The following is a 26,309-nucleotide window of genomic DNA, read 5'->3' as shown; positions in this document are numbered from 1 at the left end:
TGGAAGACACAAGAAAAAGAAAGCTAGAACAAATAGATAGGATCCGGCGTTAGGCTGAGACCGGACGCCCGAATCCGAGGAGACAGGCACATGGGCATGGGACGCCCCCGCGAATTCGACGCCGAAACGGCGTTGGACCAGGCGATGGAAGTGTTTTGGCGCCATGGCTATGAGGGCGCGACCATTGCCCAGCTCACCGAGGCCATGGGCATCAATCCGCCCAGTCTCTACGCCTGCTTCGGCAACAAGGAAGGCCTGCTGAAGGCTGCGCTCGACCGCTACACCACGCTGCGCAACATCTGGATGGACGAGGTGGTCGCAGCGCCCACCGCTCGCGAGGTGGCGGAGCGGATGCTGATGGGCATCGCCGACAAGCAGACCGATCCCGCCAATCCGCCCGGCTGCCTGCTCGTGCAGGGTGGCATCGCCTGCGGCACCGGCTCCGAGAACGTCCCGTTCGAGCTCGCCGCGCGCCGCGCCCAGAACGAGGACCAGCTCCGCGACCGCTTCATCCGCGCCAGGGCCGAAGGCGATCTCAAGGAGAGCGCCGATCCGGCCGCGCTCGCGCGCTATGTCTCGGCGGTGGCGGTCGGCATGGGCGTGATGGCGTCGTCAGGCGCCGATCGCGAAGCGCTGCGGCAGGTCGCCGATGTCGCAGTGCAGGCGGTCGAGGCGCAGTCGGCGGAGGCGATAGAGACGAGTGGCAGGGCGCTGCGCTGAACGACGATCTGCCCGCTCGCGAGCGCGATAGATCGCAAGGCCGCTTAGCTCAGGTCGTGCAGGTCCTTTCCAAGCGGCGGTGTCAGACGAAAGTTCGAGAACACGACTTCCAGTCCCGCCCGCTCGGGTGTGCAGGCCATCGGCCCCACAAGATAGGAGCTTGCTGCCGGAAACGGCGCTAGCCGCATGAGAGGCCAGGTCTTGCCGTCGGACGAGACTTGTAGACGAAGGACGCCGTCGGCGACGGTTGCGCGGACCCAGAAGTCTCCGGCATCATGCTCATAGGGTGCCGTTGCCCAGTCCGATCGCTCGTCGGTTAACACGCTTGCAAGCATGGCGCGGCCGTCCGACAGTTCGATGCCGGCCTTGACCCAATGTCGCGCATCGATGCGCACCATGATGCCCGCCTGATCGTAGAGCGCCTGGAAGTCGCCCTGTACACGCAAGCTGGCGGTGAATGCCTCGCCGGTTGGAAAGCCCAGGAAATGCCCGCTGTCACGATTAAAGCCGTAGTGGGTTTCGCGCCAGAAATCGGTGCCTTTGTCAGTCACGACCTGGAGGCGATCGTCCTCTGCCGTCCATCGTTTCGGTTCGTTCAACCACACGCCGTCACTTCTGAGGAGAGTCATTTCCAACCTCGATTGCCGATGCCTGCCGGGTCTCGATCCATCTGCCGGACAAGCATGGCCTCGTGCAAACTGCGATCGCGCGCGTGCATAGAGTTCGGCCTCGGGCCATCGACAGTGGTGCCGATGTCGAGGCCGGCTCGCGTTTCATAGCAGCCATGGCTTCCGACCGGTTAACGGCGTCGGCGCGAGTTGCGGATTCACGATCGGCGATCATGCAACTTTGCGCCTGTTCTGCCCGACGTGTCAAACGGCCCTCGCCGGCAGGACCCGCACCATGCGGCACGAAATTCTTCAATGATTCGTACTGTGCATGGGGTTGTTTTCGCATTTTTGTTTGAGCGTGCCCGGAGCCTGATCATCCAGCGCCGCGAACCGTGTCGATACGGAACCCCTAAGAGTTTTTACATACAGTTCTGGCACGTTCCGCGCGTCAATATGCGCAGCCTGCAGCGTGTCTCATTGCGCGCACGAAAAGACGGGGCCTGCGGGCATCGAGGGGGCGTAAGCCATGACTGCACTTGCTTCGGACGCCGGTCGCGCCAGGAGTGGGATCGTGCCGATCCTGTTGTGCGTCGTGCCGTTCAGCCAGATTCCGCTCGATGCCTATACGCCGGGCCTGCCGCAGATGGTGGTGGATCTCACAGCTGACGCGGCCTCGATGCAGAACACCGTCACCGCCTACATGCTCGGCATGTCTCTGGCGCTGGTGCCGGTCGGTATCGCCTCGGACACCCTCGGCCGCCGAAACGTGCTGCTCGCAGGCCTGTCGGTGCTGATCGCGATGAGCATCGCCTGTGCGCTCGCCACCAGCGCGACGCTGCTGCTTGGCTTGCGCTTCCTGCAAGGCATCGGCGGCTGCACTTGTCTCGTCGTCGCCTATGCAGTCGCAGCTGATTGTTTCCGCGGCCGCGAGCTCACCGCGATCTCCGGCCTGTTAGGTGCCGCCTGGGGCCTTGCGCCGGTGCTGGCGCCGGCGGCCGGCGGCTTCATCGTCGAGCTGACCTCGTGGCGCGGCGTTTTCGTCGTCATTGCCATCGCTGCGGCGATCGTCACCACGATCGTCGCATTTCTTCTGCCCGAAACATTGCCGGCAGAGCGGCGTGCGCCATTCGATCCGCGCCGCACTGCCGGTATCTTGCGCGATGCGCTGGTCCGCCCGGGCTTCCTCGCCTTCGTGCTGGTGTTTGCCGCGGCGGCCAGCGCGCAGCTGGCGTTCGGCGTCGTCGCGCCGTTCTTCTACCAGACCGGCCTCGGCTATTCGGCGGCCATCTACGGCCTCGTCGCACTCGGGCTTGGCGGGGTCAATCTCGCCGGCGAGCTCGGCTGCGCGCATTTCGCGCGCGTCATGCCGGCGCGCTTGCTGGGCTTCGGCGCCTTCGCGCTGTTCCTCGCCGGCTCTGCGGTCCTGAGCGTAACGGGCATGACCCTAGGTCTGGATTTTACGTCGATCACCATCGGCGGCGCGCTGGTGCTCGGCGGCTGCGGCGTGCTGTGCCCGATGATGTACGGGATGGCGCTCGGCCTGTTCGAGCGCGACCACGGCCTGATCGGCGGCCTCATCAGCGCGCTCTGCTATCTCGCCGTGAGCGGTGCCATGGCGATCACGGCGGTGTTGCCCGAAGCGACGCAGGCGCCGATCGGATGGCTCTATCTCGGCCTCTGCGCCATTGCGGGGACGCTGCTCGCGATCTCGCTGCCGTCGGCGCGGCAAGCGACACACAGTTAAATAAGGAACCAAATCATGACCACGGTCGGAATTCGCGGCACGTTCTTCGATTTCGTCGACGATCCCTGGAAGCACGTCGGCAACGAGCCGGCCGCCGCGCGCTTTCACCAGGACGGCCTCATGGTCGTCACTGACGGCGTGATCAAGGCGTTCGGTCCTTATGACAAGATTGCCGCCGCCCATCCTGGCGTCGAGGTCACCCACATCAAGGACCGCATCATCGTTCCCGGCTTCATCGACGGCCACATCCATCTGCCGCAGACGCGCGTGTTAGGGGCCTATGGTGAGCAGCTCCTGCCGTGGCTCCAGAAATGGGTCTACCCGGAAGAGCTCAAATACCGGGATCGCGATTACGCGCGCGAGGGCGTGAAGCGCTTCCTCGATGCGCTGCTCGCCTCAGGTACCACCACCTGCCAGGCCTTCACGAGCTCCTCGCCTGTTTCGACCGAGGAGTTGTTCGAGGAAGCGAGCAGGCGCAACATGCGCGTCATCGCGGGCCTCACCGGGATCGATCGCAACGCGCCGGCCGATTTCATCGATACGCCGGAGAATTTCTATCGCGACAGCAAGCGGCTGATCGCGCAGTACCACAACAAGGGGCGCAATCTCTACGCCATCACGCCGCGCTTCGCCTTTGGTGCCTCGCCGGAATTGCTGAGAGCGTGTCAGCGCCTCAAGCAGGAGCATCCGGACTGCTGGGTCAACACCCACATCTCCGAGAATCCGGCCGAATGCAGCGGCGTGCTGGTCGAGCATCCGGACTGCCAGGATTATCTCGGTGTCTACGAGAAGTTCGACCTGGTCGGTCCGAAATTCTCCGGCGGCCACGGCGTCTACCTCTCCAACAACGAATTCCGCCGCATGTCGAAAAAGGGCGCGGCGGTGGTGTTCTGCCCGTGCTCGAATCTGTTCCTCGGCAGTGGCCTGTTCCGCCTCGGCCGCGCCACTGATCCCGAGCATCGCGTCAAGATGTCGTTCGGCACCGATGTCGGCGGCGGCAACCGCTTCTCGATGATTTCCGTGCTCGACGACGCCTACAAGGTCGGCATGTGCAACAACACGCTGCTCGACGGCAGCATCGATCCGGCACGCAAGGATCTCGCGGAAGCCGAGCGCAACAAGCTCTCGCCCTATCGCGGCTTCTGGTCGATCACGCTCGGCGGTGCCGAAGGCCTCTACATCGACGACAAGCTCGGCAATTTCGAGCCCGGCAAGGAGGCCGATTTTGTCGCGCTCGATCCGAACGGCGGGCAGGTCGCGCAAGCGTGGCATCAATCGCTGATCGCCGACGGCGCCGGCCCGCGCACGATGGACGAGGCCGCGAGCATGCTGTTTGCCGTCATGATGGTCGGCGACGATCGCTGCGTCGACGAGACCTGGGTGATGGGCAAGCGTCTCTACAAGAAGGGCTGAAGTCGCCGCGATGAGCGCATCTCCTGACACAGCCGGCCAGCCGGTCGCTCTCGTCATCCAGCGCCGCATCGCCGACGACGGCTTTGCTGCATTCGCCCGGTGGAACGGTGAGGTCGGCGAAGTGCTCAAGACCTGGCCCGGCTTTCTCAGCCTTGAGGTGGTGCCGCCGCAACCGCCGGCGCATGTGGACTGGGTGACGATCCTGCGTTTCGCGAGCCCGGCTGCGGCACGTGCCTGGCTGCAGAGCGAGGTGCGGGCGAAGCTGATCGCGGAGGTGCAGCGCTTCTTCGTCGGTTCGGAGGACGTCCATATCCTGCCCGACACCGGCGTCCCGCGCGACAGCGCGGTCTCGGCCGTCATCTCATTCAAAGTCCCTGATGGGCTCGAGGACGCGTTCCTGAAATGGCAGCAGCGCATCCAGGCGGCGGAGGCCGAGTTCAAGGGATTTCTGCGGCACAAGATCGAGCGGCCGCTTCCGGGTCTGCATGACGAATGGATCATCATCCTGTCGTTCGATTCTGATGCCAACCTCAATGCCTGGCTCGACTCGCCGTTGCGGCAGACGCTGCTGAAGGAGGGGGCGCGCTTCAACGCCGGCATGAACGTGAAGCGGGCGAGCTATGGCTTCAATTTCTGGTTCCCGGCCGGCAAGACGTCGGCCCCCGAGCAAGGGCCCGGTTTCATCTGGAAGAGCAACCTGATCGTTCTCCTGGTGCTTTATCCCGTGGTCTACCTCTGGGGCTATTTCATCAGCGCGCCCCTGATCGACAGAAACGGCGTGCCGGTCTGGCTGTCGCTGTTCCTCGGCAATCTCGTCAGCACCCAGCTGCTCGGCTGGTGGCTGGTGCCCGCCGCCTTCAAGGCGCTCGACTGGTGGGTGACGCCGAAGGCTGCGATCAGTCGCCAGATCGCGGGGTACGTACTGCTCGCCGTGCTCTATGCCGCGTCGATGGGCCTGTACGCGCTGCTGCTCGCGTGGCATTGGGGACGGTGAGACCGTCAACCCATTGACGCGGAGGAGGACGGTCGCGGGATATCGACGACCATGTTCGCCCTGACGTTTCTCGGGACATCGGCGAGCGTTCCCTCGGCGGAGCGCAACCATCCGGCGCTCCTCGTGGAAGCCGCAGGCAAGCGCGTCCTGGTCGATTGCGGCGAGGGCACGCAGCGCCAGCTGCTGCGCAGCGGCGCCGGCTTCCGGCGGCTCGACCGCATCCTGCTCACCCACGCCCATCTCGACCACGTGCTCGGCATCCCCGGATTGTTCTCGACGCTCGGCTTGCGGCAGACGTCCGAGATAATGACCGTTCACGGCGGCGCGGGCACGCTCGACCTCGTCACCCGCATGCTCGCCGGCCTGTGGGGCGCGGGCAGGGCGCCGATTGCCGTCCAGTTCGAAGCGCTGACCGAGGGCCGAGCTATCGATACCGGTGAATTCGCCGTTGACTGTTTTCCGGTCCGCCACCGCGACACCGACAGCTTCGGCTTCATCTTCCAAAGCCCCGCGCGTCGTCATCTTCGGCCTGATCGCCTCATCGCGCTCGGTGTCCCCGACGGTCCGTTGCGCGGCGAGTTGGCCGCGGGCCGACCGATCGTGCTTGCCGACCGAACCATCGATCCGGAAGACGTCCTGGGTCCTGCGAGCGGCGGCAGCAAGCTCGTCGTGATCGGCGACACCGAGACCACCGAGGGGCTGTCGCAATACGTCGCCGGCGCCGACATGCTGGTGATCGAGGCGACGTTCCTCGATCGCGACGCGCCGACCGCGCGGAATTACGGCCATCTCACCGCGGCAGAAGCGGCCTCCTTTGCCGCCGCGAACGAGGTCGGACAGCTCGTGCTGACGCATATGTCGGGGCGCTACGAGGACGCAGAGATTCTCGCCGAGGCGGCAACAATCTTCCCGAACACCCGGATCGCCGCAGACTTCGACCACATCGTGGTCTGATCAAACGCGCCCTGACCCGAGCCGTCCACCGCAGCGCTTGCCAGCCCAGATGCGAGCGGGTAGAAGGCTGCCACGCCTGAGCCGCGATTGGCGCGATGCGCTTCCCGGCCACAGTCGAACAAATCAAGCAGCCCTTTGAATTTGTTCGACTATTCCGTTGGGGAATGGTGTAACGGTAGCACAACAGACTCTGACTCTGTTTGTCTTGGTTCGAATCCAGGTTCCCCAGCCAATTCCGGGCGGTTTTCCCCACGGTGCGGTTCCAAACCGTTCGGGCGTAGACGCCAGGTTCACCGGCACCTCACCACACGCGGCGGTTTGCCTCACCTGACATTCGCATTTCCAAGTCGGATCGCCGCGCGCTGTATCGTCCTTGGGCTGGACAACCCAAGGAGATCCACAAATGCCCTATGTCGATGGTTTCATTCTCGCCGTGCCGAAGGCCAACATCGAGGCTTACAAGGCGCTGGCGACGCAAGCCTGCGCCATCTGGATGGAGCACGGCGCGCTCGATTATGTCGAATGCATCGGCGATGACGTTCCCTATGGAGAGCTCACCTCGTTTCCGCGCGCGGTAATCGCGAAGGAGGACGAGATCGTGGTGTTCGCCTGGATCGTCTATCGGGACCGCGAGAGCCGCGATGCCATCAACAAGAAGGTGATGGCGGATCCGCGGCTGAAAATGGAAGGCATGCCGTTCGACGGCAAGCGCATGATCTATGGAGGCTTCACGACGCTGCTTCGGGCGAGCGACATCGTGACGTGAGGGGGCCCGCTACTTGATCTTGTCGTAGGCGGAAGCGAAATCGCCGAGCGGCATCGGGATCGCGATCGTCTCCTTGGCCATGTTCTGGAACGAGACCTTCAGCTGCTTGCCCGACCGCAAGGCGGTGAGCAGGTCCGGCGCAACCGGGGTCGAGGCGTAGCAGCCGCGGTTCTCGCAGGTCTGGATCTGGAGATCGAACGCCTTGCCTTCGTCGACCTGGAGCTTGGCCCCGACGGGAAGGTTGAGGCCGAGCGGCAATTGCAGAAGCGCGATCGGCGTGCGGGTGTCGGGCGCGATGCGGATGTTGATCAGGACGACGGTCTGGCCGGTCTTGGTCAGCACCGCGTTCTGCTCCATGGCGCATTCGAGCGCCGCGTCGCGGCTTGCGCTGGTGCAGCGGACGATCCAGCCGGGCTGTCCGGAAGCCCCGTCACCCTGCGCCTGCGTCGGGGCAGGCGCGGGCTGCGCGGCCGGGGCGGGCGCGGCGTTCTTCTTGGCGCCCTGCTGGGCGTGTGCTGCGCCCGCTGACAACAGGACAGCAGCGACAAGGGCGACAAGTCTGGATTGCACAGGCATGGGAAACCGCATTTGCGAACCGGGGTCTCGCTGTAGCGTCGCGGCAGGCGCGGCGCAAGCTTACTCGGCGGCTTCCTTGACGCTGCGGTGCTCGGGCGTCTCCTCGCCTTCGTCGTCCGAACGGCCCCAGGTCGAGAACCAGTTGTTGAGCTGGTCGAGATAGAGATAGACGACCGGCGTGGTGAACAGCGTCAGCGCCTGGCTGACGATCAGGCCGCCGACCATGGCGTAGCCGAGCGGCTGGCGGATTTCGGCGCCGGTGCCGTGGCCGAGCATGAGGGGCACGCCGCCGAGCAGGGCCGCCATCGTCGTCATCATGATCGGACGGAAGCGCAGCAGTGCGGCCTGGCGGATCGATTCCTCCGGCGTCTTGTGCTCGTCGCGCTCGGCGGCAATCGCGAAGTCCACCATCATGATGCCGTTCTTCTTCACGATGCCGATCAGGAGGATGATGCCGATCAGCGCGATCAGGCTGAAGTCGAATCCGGCCGCCATCAGGATCGCGAGCGCGCCGACGCCGGCCGAGGGTAGCGTCGACAGAATCGTGATCGGATGGATGTAGCTCTCGTAGAGAATGCCGAGGATCAGATAGACCACGACCAGCGCGGCGAGGATCAGGAGCGGCACGGTGCCGAGCGATTGCTGGAATGCCTGCGCGGTGCCCTGGAAGCTCGAATTCAGCGTGGGCGGCGTCCCGAGCTCCGCCATCGCCTTCTGCACGGCCTCGGTGGCCTGGCCGAGCGCGACGCCTTGCGCGAGATTGAAGCTGATCGTGATCGACGGGAACTGGCCCTGATGGCTGATCGAGAGCGGGCGGACCGGATCGGTGGTCCAACTCGCGAAGGTCGACAGCGGCACCTGGTCGCCGGTCAGCGGCGATTTCACGTAGAGCTTGTTCAGCGTCTCGAGATCGCCCTGCATCTCCGGCAGGACTTCCAGGATCACCTTGTAGGTGTTGAGCTGCGTGAAATATTGCGTGACCTGCCGCTGTCCGAAGGAATCATACAGCGTGTCGTCGATCAGCTGGGGCTGGATGCCGTAGCGGGCGGCGGTGTCGCGGTTGATCTTGAGCTGGACCGTCGTGCCCTGCGTCTGCTGGTCGGTCGCGACGTCGCGCAGCTCCGGCAGTGTCTGCATCTTGGCGAGGATCTTCGGCGCCCATTCGTTCAGCTCGTCCAGATTGGCGTCTTGCAGCGTGAATTCGAACTGCGTGCGCGTCGGTCGACCGCCGAGCCGGACGTCCTGAGCCGCCTGCATGTAGAGGCGGGCGCCCTGAACCTTGTCGAACTGCGGACGCAGACGCGCGATGATCTGCTGGGCCGAAGCGTCACGCTCATTGCGCGGCTTCAGCGTGATGAACAGGTTGCCGTTGTTGCCGGCACGGCCGCTGCCGCCGATCGACATGGCAACGCTGGCAACGTCGGGATCGGCCAGGATGATCTTGCCGAGTTGCTCCTGGCGTCTCACCATCTCCTTGAACGAGATGTCCTGCGAGGCTTCAGACGTGGCCGTGATCAGGCCGACGTCCTGCTGCGGGAAGAAGCCCTTGGGGATCAGCACGAACAGGTAGATCGACAGGCCGAGCGTGACGAAGAAGATCGCGAGCGTGGTGCGCCGCCAGGCGAGGGCGTGATCGAGCACATATTCGTAGCCGCGCAGCATCGCGTCGAAGGCGCGCTCGCTCCATTGATAGAAGCGGCCGTGCTGCACCTCACCATGGGCGCGCAGGAAGCGTGAGGCCATCATCGGCGTCAGCGTCAGCGATACGAACATCGAAACGAAGATCGTCATCGCCAGCACCACGGCGAATTCGCGGAACAGGCGCCCGATAATGCCGCCCATCAGGAGCAGCGGGATCAGCACCGCGACCAGCGAGATGCTGATGGAGACGATCGTGAAGCCGATTTCCTTGGAGCCCTTGAAGGCGGCCTCCATCGGCGAGTCGCCTTCCTCGATGTAGCGCGTGATGTTCTCGAGCATCACGATGGCGTCGTCGACCACGAAACCGACCGCGATGGTGAGCGCCATCAGCGACAGATTGTCGAGCGAATAACCGACCGGCCACATCAGGGCGCACGCGCCCAGCAGCGCCAGCGGAACCGTGACGGTAGGAATGACCGTCGCCCAGAAGCTGCGCAGGAAGATGAAGATGACCATGACCACGAGCACAATGGTCAAGAGCAGCGTGAACTGGACGTCCTCGACCGCGGCACGGATGGTCGCGGTGCGATCGCTGATGAGCTCGATCTTGATCGCGGGCGGGATCGCCGCCACGAGACGAGGGAGGGTCGCCTTGATCCTGTCGACGGTTTCGATGACGTTGGCGCCGGGCTGCTTGAAGATCACCAGGAACACGCCGCGCTTGCCGTTGGCCCACGCCGCCTGCTTGGCGTCTTCGGCAGCGGTGACCGCTTGGCCGATATCGCGGATTCGCAACGGAGCGCCGTTGCGATAGGCGATGATGACGTCGTTCCAGTCCTTCGCGTGGGTGAGCTGGTCGTTGGCGTAGATCGTATAGGCCCGCTTCTCGCCGTCGATATTGCCCTTGGGGCTGTCGACCGTGGTGATCGCGATCTGGCTGCGGATGTCCTCCATCGACAAGCCCTTGGCGACCAGCTTTGCGGGATCGACCTGAATGCGGATCGAGGGTTTCTGCTGGCCGCCGATGAAGACCTGGGCGACGCCCGAGAGCTGGCTGATCTGCTGGGCGAGCTGGGTGTCGACGGCATCGCTGACGCTGGTCAGCGGCAGCGTCTCCGATGTCGCCGACAGTAGCAGGATCGGCGCGTCGGCGGGGTTGACCTTGCGGTAGGTCGGGGGCGACGGCAGGTTCCTCGGCAACTGGCCGCTGGCCGCGTTGATGGCACCCTGTACGTCGTTGGCGGCGCCGTCGATGTTGCGGTTGAGGTCGAATTGGATGGTGATCGACGCCGTGCCCAGATAGCTCGTCGAGGTCATCTGCGCGATGCCAGGAATCTGGGCGAATTGCCGCTCGAGCGGCTGCGCCACCGACGAAGCCATGGTCTCGGGGCTGCCGCCGGGCAAATTGGCGGTGACCTGAATGGTCGGAAAGTCCACCTGCGGCAGGGGCGCGACCGGGAGCAGGGGATAGGCGACCAGGCCGACGAAGAGAATGCCGGCCATCAGCAGCGAGGTGCCGATGGGATATCGGATGAAAGGCGCCGAAATCCCGCCCCCGATCATTGCTGTCGAACCTTGTTCTGGGTCGGATCCGAGCTTGCTACCGCCGTCGACACCAGGCTTCCGGGCTGCACCTTGAACTGTCCGCCGACGATCACCTGCTGACCGGGGCTCAATCCTTCCTCGATGACCGAATGACCGTCGATGCCATAGCTGACCTTGATCTTGTGCAGTTCGGCCTTGTTGTCCTGGTTGACCGTATAGGCATAGAGCCCGTTGGTGGAGCGCTGGACCGCGTCATCCGGAACGACCGTCGCATCCTTCAGCGTTCGCACCAGGAGCCGCGTCGAGACCGATTGGCCCGGCCACAGCGTTCTTTCCTTGTTGTCGAACACCGCCTTAAGCCGGATCGTGCCGCTGCTCGCGTCGACCTGGTTGTTGATCACCGCGAGCTTGCCCTCGGCCAGCGTCCTCTTGCCGTCGGTGGTGAAGGCGATCACCTTGAGCGCGCCGGCCTTCTGGCCCTCGCTGATATAGGGGAGCTGGTCTTCCGGCGCGGTGAAGATCACGGCGATCGGCTCGACCTGCGAGATCGTGACGATGGCGGTCTGCGACGAAGCGTTGACGATGTTGCCGATGTCGACCTGACGCAGGCCTGCCACGCCGGTGATCGGCGCCTTGATCTGGGTGTAATCGAGCTGGGTCTGGGCGTTGGAGATCGCGGCATCGTCGGCGGCGATCTGGGCGGTGAGCTGAGCGACGGTGGAGCGCTGTGTGTCGACGCGCTGGGCGGTGGCGAATTCGCCGAGCTTCGTGGCGCGCTGGAGTTCGAGATTGGCATTGGCGAGACTGGCCTCGTCCTGCGCCTTCTTGGCCTTGGCTTGGTCAAGCGCGGCCTGATAGGGACGGGGATCGATCGAAACCAGGAGATCGCCCTGCTTGACGATCTGGCCTTCCCTGAATTCGAGCTTGTCGATCTGGCCATCCACACGGCTTCGGACCTGGACCGTGTTAAAGCCCTGAACCGTGCCGAGACCAGTGAGATAGACCGGAAAGTCGGTCTTCTGAACCGGCGCAACGCTGACCGGGACGGCGGAGGGGCGAGGCGGGCCTTTTTGTGCGGTCTGGGTTTTTCCAGCCTCGGACGTGCCGAATTTCTGCCAACCATAATAGCCCGCAGAAGCCACGGCCGCGATGATCAGAAGCCAAAGGATCGGCCGGGACTTGTTCATGTCGTCTCGTGTCGGCTCGTATGCCCTCGGCTACGACTATCGGGGCAATCGTACGGTTCCAGCATGATGTATAATACACGCCAACTTCCAGAGTAAACAGCACTATCGGGTGAGAATCCTAAACAATTGGAAAGCTTTGCACCGTGTAGGCAGCTCGCTGGCGCGGCGACGTGCAATGCCGCGTTTTCCCGCCGCGACCGGCCGGCGTGCAAGTCTTCCGCAGTGCGCGGAGCAGTGTGCTCGGGACGACCGGCCCCGCGCCGCGCCGCCTTTCGGATCTGCCGCAAGAACGGTGCTAAGTCGCGTCGTGGGCCGTTTCGGTTACCATGGATTTCGGCATCGCCCATTTCGGCGCCGCATCGACGGAGCAAAGCCTGGACGAGCTGAACGGCAAGCTGATCGCGTGACAGATTCTGAAAGGGATTGATCGCGCGTGTCGCCAACGAGCAGCGCGATCCCTTGTGCTTTCTCACCGACTTTCGCGACGAGATCAAAGCCGTCGTCAACGGCGCCAACATCGCCGGCATGGACAGCACCGATCGCGTGCGCTCCGTTGCGCAGAAGACCGTCGACGAGTTGCTGTGGCTGATGAAACCCAGAGCGGCGATCGAGTGGCCAGCAATCGATTTGCGTCTAGGACGCACCCTTCGCTCAGAGAGCGGGGCAGTTTAGAATCGTTTTGATCTTGATCTATTCAAGGGTTCTCGCGAACGGCACGCATTGACCTGCAATTGTGTGGCCGATACCAACAGCCGACATTCGTTCGACGCGTGTGAACGACAGGAATTGGAGGGCCTTGTGCTCTATCCTCCAGCACCTCTCATCGCTCCCGTGACCAGGGCGACGCGGGTTGCGTCTTTCTTCTGGCTTCAGAGCATGATACGGGACAATCAAGCCCGGAGCATGATCTTTGACCTCGACACCGCGATTCAGGCGCTGGTGGAACGGCTCGGGCTTGACGATCCCGAAACGGTCAAATTGACGGGTATCTAGCACAAATCTCATTCGCTACTGGGCCGAAGTATGAAGACCATGTCCTTCCAAGCAAGCCTTGCCGCAGCCTTGATGCTGGCGTCTGCCTGGCTCGCATCCCCCGTTTCCGCCCAGACGCAGAGCCCGCCGGCACCGGCCCCATCGACGGCTCAGCCGTCCGCTGCCGGAACCGTCCCCCCGGCAGCTGCGCCTGCGGCCTCGACGGCTCCCGCCGTCGTGGGCGCCGCCCCGGTGGCCGCCAATCCCGCGAGTGCGAAGCCCGAGGCGGCGGCCATGAAGGAATTGTCGCCCTGGGTGATGTTCATGTCGGCGGACGTCATCGTGAAGGCGGTGATGATCGGGCTCGCCTTCGCTTCGCTGATGACCTGGACCGTCTTCATCGCCAAGTCGATCGAGCTGTCGGTCGCCTCCGGCAAGCTGCGTTCGGCGTTGAAGAAGATTGCGGAGGCGCGCTCGCTTGCCGAAGCGCAGATGGCGCTCGGCACCAAGGAGGGCATCCTGCCGTCGTTCCTTGCCGCGGCGTTGCGCGAAGCGCGGATGTCGGCCGGCCTGTCCAGCGATGCCGGCATCAAGGAGCGCGCGGCCTCGAGCTTCTCAGAGATCGTGCGTGCGGAGCAGCGGCGCATCCGGATCGGCATGGGCGTGCTCGCGACCATCGGCTCGACCTCGCCCTTCGTCGGCCTGTTCGGCACGGTCTGGGGCATCATGAACAGCTTCATCGGCATCTCGAAGTCGCAGACCACGAATCTCGCCGTGGTCGCACCCGGCATCGCCGAGGCGCTGCTCGCCACCGCGATCGGCCTCGTCGCTGCCATTCCCGCCGTCATCATCTACAACCACTTCTCGCGCGTGACGAAAGGCTATCTCGAGCTCGTCAGCCGCGCCTCGGGCGCGGCGGGGCGGCTGCTGTCCCGCGATCTCGACCGCAGCCACGGCAGCGTGCATTCGCGCGCGGCGGAGTAGACCATGGCCGTTTCCCTCGCAGACAATGATGACGACGACGATTTCTCGGAAACGCATGACATCAACGTCACGCCGTTCATCGACGTCATCCTGGTGCTGCTGATCATCTTCATGGTCGCCGCGCCGCTGTCCACGGTCGACCTGCCGATCGATCTGCCGACGTCGAGTGCGACGCCGCAGAAGAAGCCGGACAAGCCGACCTATCTCAGCATCAAGCCCGATCTGACGCTCGCGATCGGGGAGAACGCCGTTCACCGGGCCGAGTTGATCGGAACCCTCGACGGCCTTTCCGAGATGAGCAAGGACAAGTACGTTTTCCTGCGCGCCGATCGCTCGGTGCCCTATGGCGAGTTAATGGGCGTGATGGAGCTCTTGCGCTCGGGCGGCTATACGCGGGTGAAGCTGGTCGCGCTGGAAGGCGCACCGGGGGCGCCTGTGGCAGGCGCCGCCCAGCCTTAAGAAGACGGAACGATGGCGGACGAACCGAGACCATCCCGGAAGCTCTGGATCCTGGCGGCGGCCGCCGCGCTCGCCCTGCATCTCGGCGGTGCTGCGCTCGCGCTGGCGCATTTGCACGGCGACGACGACGGCGATGGTCTCGGCGCGGCCGGAGCCGAGTTCGCGGTCGAGATGGCTTCGCCGGAGGCTCAGGAATCCGATTTGCCGACCGGACCAAACGACTCCGCGGCACAAGAGGAGCGCCCGGAGCTTCCGGAGCAGAAGGCTGAACTGAAGGAGACAGAACTTCCTCAAGATCGACCGCAAGAGGCCGAGGATCCTGATCGCATTGTCAGCGAAAAGGTTGCGAAGAAGGAGCAGGACGACGATCCAAAGGCGGCTGCCGTTGAAACGCCCGCCATGGAGGCTGCCCCAAAGCAGGTTGATATGGCCCGGCAAACGTTCGAGGACGCAACGCGCGAGGCCGAAAAGGCCCTGGCGCCGGTGGTTGGGCTCGGCAAGGACATCCTGAAGATCACGGTGGACTGGAACAAGAAAATCAGTGCGCGTATCAAGCAGCACCAGATCAATCCGGAAGGCAGAGAGAACGCCAATCAGAAGGTCACGGTGAGTTTCGCGCTCAACCGAAAGGGAAATGTGGTCTCGGTCGACGTGATCGCCTCGTCCGGCGACGCCGCCTACGATGCAGCTGCGATCTCGATGGTTCGCAAGGCGGATCCTTTCGAGCCGCCTCCCGGTTCAACTGACCGAGGAGCGTTTCGAGCGCACCCTCGAGATCAACTTCGCGCCTGAGAAATCGAAGAAGACCGCCAACAAGAAGTCGGCTCAGCGCCAGTAGAGCCGGATCCCGACATAGACCACCACCAAGCAGGCGAAGATCAGCGCGACCGGGAGGGGGCGTTTCTGGGCTCCGCTGGCCGCGCCTGTCGCGAAGAAGCCAGCGTTCTTCGGCTTCGGCGCCGGACGCCGGAAAGCGGTAACATTATCCGCTGCCGGCTCGGCCTGGCGGGGACGGACATCGGGCGGTGTTCCAGCGCCACCCATCTCGACGTAATAGGCCTTGTAGATCGCACCGATGGTGGCCTCGGTGGCTTCGCCCTCGCTCATCTGCGCCAACAGGTTCCTGTAGCTGCTCAGGAACTCTTGGGCCTCCGGAGGCAGCGCGGACGCCCCGTTGAGCTTAGCCATCATCTTCCAGGTGGCGAAATCGGCGCGGGCGCGGGTGTCGGCGCGTCGCGCGATCAGCATATCGGCAGCTTTGACCAAGTCGGCCTCTGGCCTTTCGGCTCGTGTTCGGGTGTTCCGGTTCAACTACGCATTGCCGGTTAGGAAGAGAACAGCCTGAATCACATAACCGGTCAACGTCCGCAGTATTGCTGAAATAACATCAAGATTTAGACCTAACTGCGAGCCCGCCAGCGGCAGCAGGATCAAGAGCCCGATCAGGATCAACATACCGAACGGCTCGAGCCGGGCCAGCGGAAAGGCGAGGGCCCGCGGCAGCAGCCCAACCGCGACGCGGCCGCCGTCCAGCGGCGGGATCGGCATCATGTTGAAGACGGCCAGGATGGCGTTGATGATGAGGGCATTCTTGAGGTTGTCGGCAACCCATTTCGCCGCGCTCGCGGGCACCAGCGGCAGGGCATGGAAGGCGAGGGCGGTGGCGAGCGCCAGCAGGATGTTGGTGGCGGGTCCGGCCAGCGCTACCCAGACCATGTCGAGCCTGGGATTGTTCAGCTTGCGGAAGTTTACCGGCACCGGCTTGGCGTAGCCGAACAGGAACGGTGAATGCGCGAACAGCAGCATCGCCGGCAGGATGACGGTGCCGAACGGGTCGATATGCCTGATAGGATTGAAGCTGACGCGGCCGAGCTGCGCGGCCGTGTTGTCCCCGAGCCGGTCCGCGACGAAGGCATGCGCGGCCTCATGGAAGGTGATGGCGAGCACGAGGGGAAGCACCCACACCGAAAGGTCATAGAAGGAAATGTTCACCAGCTCATCCGTTTCGTTTCGGCCCGCGCGATTTGCAAAGCTGGCCGTATAGGGCCACACACCTCTGCGATCCATCGTTATATGGCGTTCGATTCCGAAATTGCCCGTTGCAGATGATTTGCCAGCAATGCGGCCGGCCGCGACAGATTGCTCGCGCGGTGGAGGCGGATGTCCGCGGCCGGCAGCGGCGGCAGGCCGTCGCGTTCCGAGAGGACTCGGAGGCGAGGCGGCAGGGTGCCGGCCTTCACGACCGTGATGGCCAGGCCCTGTGCCGCAATCGCTTCGACCGCCGCAAGGGTCCGGCTGACGAAGGCGAGCCGCCAGGGGCGGGCGGCAGCATCAAGCGCCTCAGTGGCCCATTGCCGGAACAGGCAGCCCGGCGGATAGAGCGCAACGGACAGCGTGTCATGCGGCGCCCCAGCCGAGTATGACGCGGCTGCGGCCCAAACCGCCTGCTCGCGCCGCAGCAGCTCGCCCTCGCCGTGTCCTTCCGGATGCATGGCGATGACGAGATCATAGGCCTCGCCGAGCCGGGCCGGCATCGTGGCGGTCAGCCCGGTCTCGATCTCGACCCGGATCTCCGGATGGATCTTGGCGAATTGCGCCAGCAACGATGGAACGACGATGGTGCCGTAATCGTCCATCACCCCGAGGCGGATTATGGCCTCGCGCTTGCGGAGCGCATCGACCGCTTCTGCATTGAGCTCGAGAAGCCGCTTGGCATAGGCAAGCAGCTCCCGGCCGGCCGCGCTCAGTGCCACGCCCGACCTCGTGCGGTGAAACAGCCTGAGATCCAGCCGTTCTTCGAGACGCCTGATCTGGACGCTCACCGCCGATTGGGTGCGGTTCAACATCGCGGCCGCGCGCGTGAACGACCGATGCTCGGCAACGGCGAGGAAGGCCTTCAGAAGGTCGAGGTCGAGATCAGGCGAGGTCATGACGAAAGCTTATCCTGCTATGACGCAAATTCCATTCCCCGTTTTGGCGCGCCTCCTATGCTGCCCGCAAAGTCGATGGGAGGATTCGTGGGCGAGATCATTGGCGTTCTTGCTGCCGTTTTGTCGAGCGGGCTCGGCGGGACCTCGGTCGGCGCGACGCGCTATCTCGTCGACAGCCTCGATCCGCTCGCGATCGGCTCGTTCCGGTTCGGCATCGGTTTTGTCCTGCTGCTGCCTCTGGCGCTGCTGCGCGGCGATCGCTGGCCGGAGCGGGGGGATTGGGCCGCCGCCGTCGGACTTGGCATTCTCTTCTTCGCGCTGTTCCCGATCCTGTTCAACGCCTCGCTGATCTTCACGACGGCGGCGCGCGGCGCGCTCGCGCTATCGACGCTGCCGCTGCTGTCGCTCGTGATCGGGGCCGCGCTCGGCGCCGAAGCCTTGACCTGGCGCAAATCCATCGGCGTCGTGACTGCGACGTCTGGCGTTGCGGTCGCGCTGCTCTCCGACCTCGCCTCGGCGCCGTCAGGCGCCTGGCGTGGCGATCTGCTGATGATGGCGGCTGCGCTGTGCATGGCGCTCTACGGCATCTGGTCGAAGCCGCTGATCCGTCGCTCCAGCCCGATCGCCTTTACGACCATGAGCATGGCGGCGGGTGCATCCTGCCTCATCCTGCTTTCGTATGTCCGCGACAGCTTTGCTCCCGTCGCCGGCTTCGGCATGCCGCAATGGCTGGGAGCCTTCTATCTGGGTGCCTTCGGCGCGGCGCTGACCTTCTATCTCTGGGCCTTCGCGCTGGAGCGGACGACGCCGACGCGCGTCGCAATCTCGGTGACGGTCAACCCGATCACGGCATCGCTGGTCGGCACCTGGCTGCTGAACGAGCCGCTGCGCTGGAATCTGGCGGCCGGCATCGTTGCGGTGTTTGCCGGGATCTGGATCGCAACAACGGAACGGCGCATCGAAGCGGCTGGCGCCTCAGGCTGATCGCGACCTCACGTTGGGATGGTCGTCTGATATTGCACCAGACCGTCGTTGAGCTTCACCCAGGCGAGCTTCTCGCTCACCCAGATGTGCTCGGTCGGGGCGAAGGCATTGCGATCGTCGAACGTGGCGAGCGCCACGCCTGCCAGCGTGCCGTTGCGCCGCCAGGCGAACAGGCGCGTGCCGCACTGCTTGCAGAACACGCGGTCGATGTTCTCGGACGATGCGTAGCGGGCGGTCTCGCCCTCGACGCTGAGCGCGCGCTGGTCGAACTGCGCGCGTGCGAAGTAGGGCGATCCCATCGCCTTCTGGCAGATGCGGCAATGGCAGATGCGGACGTTGAGCGGCTCGCCCTCCGCCTTGAACCGCACCGCGCCGCACAGGCAACCACCTTCGCGGGTCATGATGTCCTCAATAGGTCGCGCGTCCGCCCGAGATGTCGAACACCGCACCGGTCGAGAAGGCGCAATCCTCGGATGCAAGCCAGGCCACCATCGCGGCGAGCTCTTCCACCAGCACGAAGCGTGCCTTCGGGATTTTCGAGAGCATGAAGTCGATATGCTGCTGCGTCATCTGGTCGAAGATCGCGGTCTTGGCGGCGGCCGGCGTCACCGCGTTGACGAGGATGTCATGGGCGGCGAGCTCCTTGCCGAGCGACTTCGTCAGCGCGATCAGGCCGGCCTTGGAGGCCGAATAGTGCGCGGCGTTCGGGTTGCCTTCCTTGCCGGCGATCGAGGCGATGTTCACGATGCGCCCGTATTTCTGCTTGAGCATTTCGGGCACGATCGCCTTTGAGACGATGAAGGGGCCGTCGAGGTTGATGCGCAGCACCTTGCGCCATTCCTCGAGCTCGGTCTCCCAGACCCGCTTGTTGACGCCGGCGACGCCGGCATTGTTGACGAGGATATCGATCTTGCCGAAGGCGGCCAGCGTCGCATCGCGGGCCTGCTCCACCTCCGCAGTGTCGGTGACGTCGACCTTGAAGACTTTCGTTTCGCCGCCGATCTCCCTTGCCGTCTTCTCGGCCAAGCCTGAGTCAAAGTCCCAGATCGCGACCTTGGCGCCGGAGGCGACGAAGCGCTCGGTGATGGCGCGGCCAAAGCCCTGCGCGCCGCCGGTGACGATCGCGACGCGGCCATTGAGATCGATCTTGTTCATGCTGGAGGCCTTCTTGCGTCAGAGCATGTAGCCGCCGTCGACGACGAGATCGACGCCGGTGGTGAAGGCGCTCTCGTCGCTGCCCAGATAGACCGCCATCGCCGCGATCTCCTCGGCGGTGCCGAGCCGGCCCATCTTCTGGCGGGAGATGAACATCTCCTTGCCCTGCGGGCCTTGCGCGGCGGCGCGGTCAAGCATCGAGGGCGTCTCGACCGTGCCGGGGCAGATCGAGTTGCAGCGGATGCCCTTGGTGATGAAGTCGAGTGCGACGGCTCGCGACAGCAGCGACACCGCCGCCTTCGACGAGCTGTAGACGTAGCGGTTCGCCGGCGGCCTCAAGGCCGCGCAGGACGAGATGTTGACGATGCTGCCGCCGCCGCCGGCGATCATGTCGGGCAGGAACGCCTTGATGGTCCGGTGCATCGACTTGACGTTGAGGTCGAACGAGAAATCGAAATCCTCTTCCGAGCACTCCAGGATGGTGCCGTGGTGCACGAAGCCGGCGGCGTTGAGCAGGATGTCGATCCTGCCGACGCGCTTGGCGAAGGCGTTGACCTCGGCCGTGTTGCGGACGTCGAGCTTTGCGACCTCGGCGATGCCTTCCTTCGTCAGGCTCGCGATGCCGGCTTCGTTGATGTCGGTGGCGATGACGGTTGCGCCTTCACGCGCGAATGCGATCGCGCAAGCGCGCCCAATGCCTGCCGCCGCAGCCGTGACGACGGCGCACTTTCCCTTGAGGCGGTCTGCCATGTTGTTTCTCCTTGCGAATTTTTCTTCGTCATTCCGGGGCGCGCCTCTTGGCGCGAACTACGGTGCGCAATTGCGCACCTGAGAATCCATCGGGCCACAGCGTCGGTGGATGAATGGATTCCGGGCTCGCGACTGCGTCGCGCCCCGGAATGACCGTGTCAGTGATTGTCCCGCGCCACACCGAACGTGCCGGCGACGTTCTGGTACCTTGTGGCGAGCTCCATGCAGGCGCCGGTCGATTGCTGGCCGACGGTGTTGCGATAGATCTCCTGCCACGGCGTCTGGTTCGGCGGATGCTTGAAGCCGCCGCTGGCCTTGAGCTCGGCGTGGCGCTTCTTCAGCTCCTCGTCCGAGATCAGGATGTTGGCGCTGCCCTTGTTGAGGTCGATGCGGACCTTGTCGCCGGTCTTGAGGACGGCAAGCCCGCCATTGGCAGCCGCTTCAGGCGAAGCGTTGAGGATGGAGGGCGAGCCAGAAGTGCCGGACTGGCGGCCGTCGCCGATGCAGGGCAGGGACAGGATGCCGCGTTTGATCAGCGCCGCCGGCGGCTGCATGTTCACGACCTCGGCGCCACCTGGGTAGCCGATCGGGCCGGTGCCGCGGATGAACAGCACGCAGCGCTCGTCGATGTCGAGCGAGGGGTCGTCGATCCGTTCGTGATAATCCTCCGGCCCTTCGAACACGATGGCGCGGCCCTCGAAGGCATTGAGGTCCTTCGGATTGCTGAGATAGCGGTCGCGGAATTCCTTCGAGATCACGCTTGTCTTCATGATCGCGGAATCGAACAGATTGCCCTTCAGCACCAGGAAGCCGGCGTCCTTCACCAGCGGCTTGTCGTAAGCCCAGATCACGTCGTTGTCAGGTGCGGGCGCGTTCTTGCAGTTCTCGCCGATGCCGCGGCCGTTGACCGTGACGGCGTCCTCATGGATGCGCTTGTGCTTCATCAATTCGCGCACCACGGCGGGTACGCCGCCGGCGCGGTGAAATTCCTCGCCGAGATAGAAGCCGGCCGGCTGCATGTTGACCAGGAGCGGCACGTCGTGGCCGAACTTCTGCCAGTCCTCGATCGACAGCTCGACGCCGATATGGCGGGCGAGCGCGTTGATGTGGATCGGCGCGTTGGTCGAGCCGCCGATCGCCGAATTGATCACGATGCAGTTCTCGAACGCCTTGCGGGTCAGGATGTCGGAAGGCTTCAGATCCTCCCAGACCATCTCGACGATACGTTTTCCGGTCTCGTAGGCGATCTGGCCGCGCTCACGATAGGGCGCCGGGATCGCCGCGCAGCCCGGCAGCGAGAAGCCGAGCGCTTCGGCGAGGCCGTTCATGGTCGAGGCGGTGCCCATGGTGTTGCAATGGCCGACCGAGGGCGCCGAGGAGGCCACGATCTCCATGAACTCTTCATAGTCGATCTCGCCGGCCGCGAGCCGCTCGCGCGATTTCCAGACGATGGTGCCGGAGCCGGTGCGCTCGCCATTGTGCCAGCCGTTCAGCATCGGGCCGCCCGACAGCACGATCGCGGGCAGGTTCACCGTCGCCGCCGCCATCATGCAGGCCGGCGTGGTCTTGTCGCAGCCGGTGGTCAGCACTACGCCGTCGAGCGGATAGCCGTAGAGAATCTCGACGAGGCCGAGATAAGCGAGGTTACGATCGAGCGCCGCGGTCGGGCGCTTGCCGGTCTCCTGGATGGGATGGGTCGGGAATTCCATCGCGATGCCGCCGGCCTCGCGAATGCCTTCGCGGACGCGATGCGCGAGCTCGAGATGATGGCGGTTGCAGGGGGACAGATCGTTGCCGGTCTGGGCGATGCCGATGATCGGCTTGCCGGATTGCAGCTCGGCGCGGGTGAGGCCGTAATTCAGGTAACGCTCCATATAGAGCGCGGTCATGCCCGGATTGTGCGGGTTGTTGAACCATTCCTGCGAGCGAAGATGGCGGCGGGTACCGTTGCTGCCGGCGGCATGCCCATTGGTTGGTTTCTTTGTCATTAGTTTCTCCTGCAATGCAAACGCACTGACGCATGGTGTCGGCATATGCGGTGCCCAACGGCGCGCGCAATGATCTGCCTTCCCGCTGGCGGGTCGTTTCCTCACGATTCCGATACTAGTCGTGGCTGCTTGGTAACGCTATCATTTTGTTCGCCGCGCCCGCGCCTGATACGGCTGGCCTGCTGTCCGAACGTCGCGCCGACGAGCTTTGCCGCTCGATCACCTTGAAGCCGAGATCGAGCACCGGCTGCTCCGGGCGGCGGCCCTCGATCGCGTCGATCAGCATGGTGGCGGCCGTCTTGCCCATCTCGTAGCGGTTGGTGCGGACGCTGGTGAGGGTGGGGACGGCGGAGGCCATGAATTCGAGATCGTTGAAGCCGACGATCGCGATCTGCCCGGGCACTGCGATCTCCCGGCGCCGGCATTCGAACAACACGCCGAGCGCGAGATCGTCATTGGCGCAGAACACCGCGTCGATGTCGGGCTCGCTCGCCAGCAGATCGGTGAACAGGGCGCCGCCGAGCGTCACCGAGGTCGGCGTCGCCGTCGTGACCACCAGGCGCTGGTCGAACGATCCGGCGTCTTTCATGGCCGAGACATATCCGTCCAGCCGCCGCTGCACCCTGGGATCCATCCGCGCACCGACGAAGCCGACCTTGCGGTGACCTTGCTCGAACAGGTGCGCGATCGCCGCGCGGGCTGCATCATAGTGCGAAAAGCCGATCATCATGTCGACCGGGTCCGGGCCGATCTCCATGATCTGCACGATCGGACAGTCCGCGGCCTGAAGCATCGCGCGGGACTCCGCGGTCTGGTCGATCCCGGTGACGATCAGCCCGGCCGGCTTCTGCGCCAGAAACAGACGCAGCAACTTCTCTTCCTGGAGAATGCTGTAGCGCGTGTTTGACAACTGGATCGAGTAGCGGCTGCCTTCGGAGGCGTCATAGATGCCGCGCAGCACGTCCGAGAACACGTTGTTGGTGAGCGATGGGATCAGGACACCGATGACCTCGGTGCGTTGCGAGGCGAGGGCGCGCGCGGCAAGGTTGGGCACATAGCCGAGCTCCTTGGCGGCGCTCTCGACCCGCGCCCGCTTGGCAACCGACAGGGCCTCCGGATTGCGGAAAAAGCGCGACGCGGTAATCGGGCTGACGCCGGCGAGCTCGGCCACTTCGGCCAGCCGGATTTTGCCTGACTTGGTGCGTTTTCGACCCATTTGCTGGTCTTAACACAGTCAGTCCCGCAAACAAAGGAACGTTGACAGCGCTACCAGCAACGACTAACCAAAGACAAATTGCCAAAACCGCACAAACTACCGACAATGTTGCCCGCTAATATCGGGCCTGGTTCGGTAAAGTCCGAAAAACAAGACGGTCGCGGCGCGAGAGGCGTCGTGGACTATCGAGGAGGGAGCTAGATGTCGTCTGTGCAAATCCGCGACGTGCGGAAATCGTTCGGCAATTTTGAAGTCCTGCACGGCGTGACGATTCCGATCGAAGACGGCCAGTTCGTCGTCCTGGTCGGCCCCTCCGGCTGCGGCAAGTCGACGCTTCTGCGCATGCTCGCCGGCCTCGAGAACATCACTTCCGGGACGATCTCGATCGGCGACCGCGTCGTCAACAATGTCCAGCCCAAGGAGCGGGACATTGCGATGGTCTTCCAGAACTACGCGCTCTATCCGCACATGACGGTTGCCGACAACATGGGCTTCTCGCTCAAGCTGCGGAATGCGAGCTCGGACGAGATCAACAAGCGCGTCAAGCGCGCCGCCGAGATCCTCGCGCTGTCGCCGCTGCTCGACCGCTATCCGCGACAGCTCTCCGGCGGCCAGCGCCAGCGCGTCGCCATGGGCCGCGCCATCGTGCGCGATCCGCAGGTGTTCCTGTTCGACGAGCCGTTGTCCAACCTGGACGCCAAGCTGCGTGTCGCCATGCGCACTGAGATCAAGGAGCTGCACCAGCGGCTGAAGACGACGACCGTCTACGTCACCCACGACCAGATCGAGGCCATGACCATGGCCGACAAGATCGTCGTCATGCACGACGGCATCGTCGAGCAGATGGGCACGCCGCTCGAGCTCTACGACAAGCCCGACAACCAGTTCGTCGCCGGCTTCATCGGCTCGCCCGCGATGAACTTCCTCAAAGGCCATGTGCGCGTCAATGGCGTCGCCACCTTCGAGGGGCCGAACGGTGTCAAGCTGCCGCTCAAGACCGCGCCGGCCAATTCCGACGGCCGTCCTGCGGTCTATGGCGTGCGGCCGGAGCACTTCACCATCGCCGATGACGGCGCCGAGGCCGAAATCATCGTCGTCGAGCCGACCGGCTCGGAGACGCAGGTGTTTGCCAAGCTCGGCGGCGAGCAGGTCGTCGCGGTCTTCCGCGAGCGTCACCAGTTCAATCCGGGCGACAAGGTGCGGCTGAAGCCCGAGCCATCGCTGGTCCATCTGTTCGACGATGCGACGGGCAAACGCATGAACGCCTAACGCATTAGACGACAAGGCATAGACAACAAAAAGCATCACAGGGAGGACAACATGCAAGACTTTACCCGCCGGTCTCTGCTTCAAGGCGGCACCGCTTTGGCTGCGACCGGCATGCTGACGGGGCCGGCACTGTTCGACTTCGCCAAGGCGTGGGCGCAGAGCGCGCCCTGGAAGGCCGAGCCCGGCGCCAAGCTGACCGTGATGCGCTGGAAGCGCTTCGTGCCGGCGGAGGACGAAGCGTTCAACGCGATGGTGGCGGCGTTCAAGGCCGCGACCGGCACCGAGATGAACACGTTCAGCGAGTCCTTCGAGGACGTGCAGCCGAAGGCCTCGGTTGCGGCCAATACCGGCTCCGGCCTCGATCTCGCCTGGGGCCTGCACACGCTGCCGCAGCTGTTCCCGACCAAAGTGCTGAAGATGAACGATGTCGCCGATTATCTCGGGCAACAAATACGGCGGCTGGACCGATGCGGCTGCCAAGACCTGCAAGCTCGGCAACGACTGGCTCGGCATTCCCGTCGCGACCAACGGCGGTTACATGACCTACCGCAAGTCGGCGCTCGACAAGGCTGGCTTCAAGGAATTCCCGAAGGACTTCCCCGGCTTCCTCGAGATGTGCAAGGCGCTCAAGGCCAACAACACGCCGGCCGGCTTCGCGCTCGGTCACGCCTCGGGCGACGGCAATTCCTGGCTGCACTGGGTGCTGTGGGGCCACGGTGCCTACACGGTCGACCAGAACGACAAGATCGTCATCAATTCGCCGGAGACGGCGAAGGCGCTGGAATATTGCAAGGCGTTGTACGACAACTTCATTCCGGGCACGGCGTCCTGGAATGATTCCTCCAACAACAAGGCGTATCTCGCCGGCGAGCTCTATTGCACGGCGAACGGCATCTCGATCTACGTCGCCGCCAAGACCGATCCCAGCAAGAAGGAGCTCACCGAGGACACCTATCACGCGCTCTGGCCGGTCGGTCCGGTCGGCAAGCCGACCGAGCTGCAGCTGGCGCTGCCGATCCTCGCCTTCAACTTCACCAAATATCCGAATGCGGCGAAGGCCTTCGTCGCCTTCATGCTGGAGAAGGAGAACTACGAGAAGTGGCTGGCCGGCGCGCAGGGTTATCTGACGCAGACCCTGAACGCCTATGAATCGGCGCCGATCTGGACGGCCGATCCCAAGAACGCCGTGTTCTCGCAGGCTTCCAAGCGCACGCTGCCGGCGTCGGGCATCGGCACCGTCGGCGAGAAGGCGGCAACCGCGATCGCCGACTTCATCGTCGTCGACATGTTCGCCAATTACTGCACCGGCGCCAAGGATGTGAAGGGCGCGATGGCGGAAGCCGAGCGCCAGCTGAAGCGCATCTATCGCTGAACAGTCACGGGGCGGGCGGCTCTTCGGCCGCCCGCCCGTCAACATTTCGATCAGGGATATCGGGCATGGCTGATGTCGC

Annotated in this window: 23 protein-coding genes, 1 tRNA gene and 3 pseudogenes; 15 read left to right on the top strand and 12 right to left on the bottom strand. The window is 64.2% G+C overall.

What is annotated here, in order from left to right; genetic code table 11:
• The first annotated feature begins 90 nt into the window (after positions 1-90).
• Entirely contained in the window at positions 91-720 is a 630-nt protein-coding gene (locus tag ABIA45_RS12035) for a TetR/AcrR family transcriptional regulator (protein WP_157282268.1), read from the top strand.
• Positions 721-764: 44 nt separating this feature from the next.
• Here the strand turns inward: ABIA45_RS12035 and ABIA45_RS12030 are convergent, their stop codons facing one another.
• Complete coding sequence (locus ABIA45_RS12030; protein ID WP_157282267.1) at positions 765-1,349, bottom strand: DUF1349 domain-containing protein; 585 nt, start codon at positions 1,347-1,349, stop codon at positions 765-767.
• A gap of 508 nt (positions 1,350-1,857) precedes the next feature.
• On the opposite strand from ABIA45_RS12030, the gene ABIA45_RS12025 reads away from it, so the two are divergent.
• From ABIA45_RS12025 to ABIA45_RS12000, 6 genes are all read left to right on the top strand, one after another.
• Positions 1,858-3,075: a multidrug effflux MFS transporter gene (locus ABIA45_RS12025; protein ID WP_271547173.1), complete on the top strand. Its 1,218-nt coding sequence runs from the start codon at positions 1,858-1,860 to the stop codon at positions 3,073-3,075.
• Between the two features lie 15 nt (positions 3,076-3,090).
• A complete protein-coding gene (gene guaD, locus ABIA45_RS12020) occupies positions 3,091-4,488 on the top strand; it encodes a guanine deaminase (RefSeq protein WP_404652138.1) in 1,398 nt (465 codons plus the stop codon).
• A gap of 10 nt (positions 4,489-4,498) precedes the next feature.
• Positions 4,499-5,482 (top strand): antibiotic biosynthesis monooxygenase, encoded by a 984-nt coding sequence (locus ABIA45_RS12015; RefSeq protein ID WP_404541746.1) that lies wholly within the window; start codon positions 4,499-4,501, stop codon positions 5,480-5,482.
• A gap of 51 nt (positions 5,483-5,533) precedes the next feature.
• Positions 5,534-6,436, top strand: a complete 903-nt coding sequence (rnz, locus tag ABIA45_RS12010) for a ribonuclease Z (protein ID WP_404652137.1) — start codon at positions 5,534-5,536, stop codon at positions 6,434-6,436.
• A gap of 158 nt (positions 6,437-6,594) precedes the next feature.
• Positions 6,595-6,668: transfer RNA gene (locus ABIA45_RS12005), tRNA-Gln, on the top strand.
• A gap of 171 nt (positions 6,669-6,839) precedes the next feature.
• A complete protein-coding gene (locus ABIA45_RS12000; RefSeq protein ID WP_157282262.1) occupies positions 6,840-7,202 on the top strand; it encodes a DUF1428 domain-containing protein in 363 nt (120 codons plus the stop codon).
• A 9-nt stretch (positions 7,203-7,211) separates the two neighbouring features.
• On the opposite strand, the gene ABIA45_RS11995 is transcribed toward ABIA45_RS12000, so the two are convergent.
• Genes ABIA45_RS11995 through ABIA45_RS11985 form a run of 3 tightly spaced genes read right to left on the bottom strand, consistent with a single transcriptional unit; the run spans position 7,212 to position 12,151 of the window.
• The gene (locus ABIA45_RS11995) at positions 7,212-7,778 is read right to left on the bottom strand and encodes an invasion associated locus B family protein (protein WP_404652135.1); all 567 of its coding nucleotides are present in this window, start codon (positions 7,776-7,778) and stop codon (positions 7,212-7,214) included.
• Positions 7,779-7,838: 60 nt separating this feature from the next.
• Positions 7,839-10,982 carry a multidrug efflux RND transporter permease subunit gene (locus ABIA45_RS11990; protein WP_157282260.1) on the bottom strand — a complete coding sequence of 1,048 codons (3,144 nt, stop codon included), beginning with the start codon at positions 10,980-10,982 and terminating at the stop codon, positions 7,839-7,841.
• Entirely contained in the window at positions 10,979-12,151 is a 1,173-nt protein-coding gene (locus ABIA45_RS11985; RefSeq protein WP_275509499.1) for an efflux RND transporter periplasmic adaptor subunit, read from the bottom strand. The genes ABIA45_RS11990 and ABIA45_RS11985 overlap by 4 nt, the downstream gene beginning before the upstream one ends.
• 410 nt (positions 12,152-12,561) lie before the next feature.
• Between ABIA45_RS11985 and ABIA45_RS11980 the strand changes: the two are divergent.
• The 5 genes and pseudogenes from ABIA45_RS11980 to ABIA45_RS11960 all read left to right on the top strand — a co-directional run bounded on the left by ABIA45_RS11980 (position 12,562) and on the right by ABIA45_RS11960 (position 15,358).
• Positions 12,562-12,823, top strand: a pseudogene (locus tag ABIA45_RS11980) (hypothetical protein).
• Between the two features lie 126 nt (positions 12,824-12,949).
• Positions 12,950-13,178 (top strand): annotated as a pseudogene (locus ABIA45_RS11975) (PKHD-type hydroxylase); the annotation flags it as partial.
• Positions 13,175-14,107, top strand: coding sequence for a tonB-system energizer ExbB (gene exbB / locus ABIA45_RS11970; RefSeq protein ID WP_157282259.1), 933 nt, complete (start codon positions 13,175-13,177; stop codon positions 14,105-14,107). The pseudogene ABIA45_RS11975 and the gene exbB, both read left to right, overlap by 4 nt.
• Before the next feature lie 3 nt (positions 14,108-14,110).
• On the top strand, positions 14,111-14,566 hold the full coding sequence (gene exbD / locus ABIA45_RS11965; RefSeq protein WP_036001202.1) for a TonB system transport protein ExbD: 456 nt from the start codon (positions 14,111-14,113) through the stop codon (positions 14,564-14,566).
• 111 nt (positions 14,567-14,677) lie between these two features.
• The gene (locus ABIA45_RS11960; RefSeq protein ID WP_404652133.1) at positions 14,678-15,358 is read left to right on the top strand and encodes a TonB family protein; all 681 of its coding nucleotides are present in this window, start codon (positions 14,678-14,680) and stop codon (positions 15,356-15,358) included.
• A 33-nt stretch (positions 15,359-15,391) separates the two neighbouring features.
• Here the strand turns inward: ABIA45_RS11960 and ABIA45_RS11955 are convergent, their stop codons facing one another.
• The 3 genes from ABIA45_RS11955 to ABIA45_RS11945 all read right to left on the bottom strand — a co-directional run bounded on the left by ABIA45_RS11955 (position 15,392) and on the right by ABIA45_RS11945 (position 17,496).
• Positions 15,392-15,814 (bottom strand): hypothetical protein, encoded by a 423-nt coding sequence (locus ABIA45_RS11955; protein ID WP_157282410.1) that lies wholly within the window; start codon positions 15,812-15,814, stop codon positions 15,392-15,394.
• Positions 15,815-15,877: 63 nt separating this feature from the next.
• Positions 15,878-16,558, bottom strand: a complete 681-nt coding sequence (locus tag ABIA45_RS11950) for a site-2 protease family protein (protein ID WP_275500102.1) — start codon at positions 16,556-16,558, stop codon at positions 15,878-15,880.
• A 77-nt stretch (positions 16,559-16,635) separates the two neighbouring features.
• Positions 16,636-17,496: a LysR family transcriptional regulator gene (locus ABIA45_RS11945; protein ID WP_275500100.1), complete on the bottom strand. Its 861-nt coding sequence runs from the start codon at positions 17,494-17,496 to the stop codon at positions 16,636-16,638.
• Between the two features lie 87 nt (positions 17,497-17,583).
• Here ABIA45_RS11945 and ABIA45_RS11940 point away from each other — a divergent pair, with 87 nt between their 5' ends.
• Complete coding sequence (locus ABIA45_RS11940) at positions 17,584-18,480, top strand: DMT family transporter (protein ID WP_404652130.1); 897 nt, start codon at positions 17,584-17,586, stop codon at positions 18,478-18,480.
• 8 nt (positions 18,481-18,488) lie between these two features.
• Here the strand turns inward: ABIA45_RS11940 and ABIA45_RS11935 are convergent, their stop codons facing one another.
• The 5 genes from ABIA45_RS11935 to ABIA45_RS11915 form a co-directional block, all read right to left on the bottom strand.
• Positions 18,489-18,881, bottom strand: coding sequence for a GFA family protein (locus ABIA45_RS11935; RefSeq protein WP_404652128.1), 393 nt, complete (start codon positions 18,879-18,881; stop codon positions 18,489-18,491).
• Positions 18,882-18,888: 7 nt separating this feature from the next.
• Complete coding sequence (locus ABIA45_RS11930; RefSeq protein WP_404652126.1) at positions 18,889-19,635, bottom strand: SDR family NAD(P)-dependent oxidoreductase; 747 nt, start codon at positions 19,633-19,635, stop codon at positions 18,889-18,891.
• Positions 19,636-19,653: 18 nt separating this feature from the next.
• A complete protein-coding gene (locus ABIA45_RS11925; protein ID WP_404652124.1) occupies positions 19,654-20,385 on the bottom strand; it encodes an SDR family oxidoreductase in 732 nt (243 codons plus the stop codon).
• A 158-nt stretch (positions 20,386-20,543) separates the two neighbouring features.
• Entirely contained in the window at positions 20,544-22,373 is a 1,830-nt protein-coding gene (locus ABIA45_RS11920) for an IlvD/Edd family dehydratase (protein WP_036001184.1), read from the bottom strand.
• 115 nt (positions 22,374-22,488) lie between these two features.
• A complete protein-coding gene (locus ABIA45_RS11915) occupies positions 22,489-23,589 on the bottom strand; it encodes a LacI family DNA-binding transcriptional regulator (RefSeq protein WP_404652123.1) in 1,101 nt (366 codons plus the stop codon).
• 201 nt (positions 23,590-23,790) lie between these two features.
• Here ABIA45_RS11915 and ABIA45_RS11910 point away from each other — a divergent pair, with 201 nt between their 5' ends.
• Both ABIA45_RS11910 and ABIA45_RS11905 read left to right on the top strand, forming a co-directional pair.
• Complete coding sequence (locus ABIA45_RS11910) at positions 23,791-24,858, top strand: ABC transporter ATP-binding protein (RefSeq protein ID WP_157282251.1); 1,068 nt, start codon at positions 23,791-23,793, stop codon at positions 24,856-24,858.
• A gap of 51 nt (positions 24,859-24,909) precedes the next feature.
• Positions 24,910-26,230: pseudogene (locus ABIA45_RS11905) on the top strand (ABC transporter substrate-binding protein).
• Positions 26,231-26,309: the final 79 nt, after the last annotated feature.

It is taken from the genome of Bradyrhizobium sp. USDA 336, from assembly GCF_044908355.1.
In the GTDB taxonomy this organism is placed as follows: Bacteria; Pseudomonadota; Alphaproteobacteria; order Rhizobiales; family Xanthobacteraceae; genus Bradyrhizobium; species Bradyrhizobium yuanmingense.
Note: the sequence above shows the minus strand (reverse complement) of the source record. Positions and strands in the feature narration are given on the sequence as shown.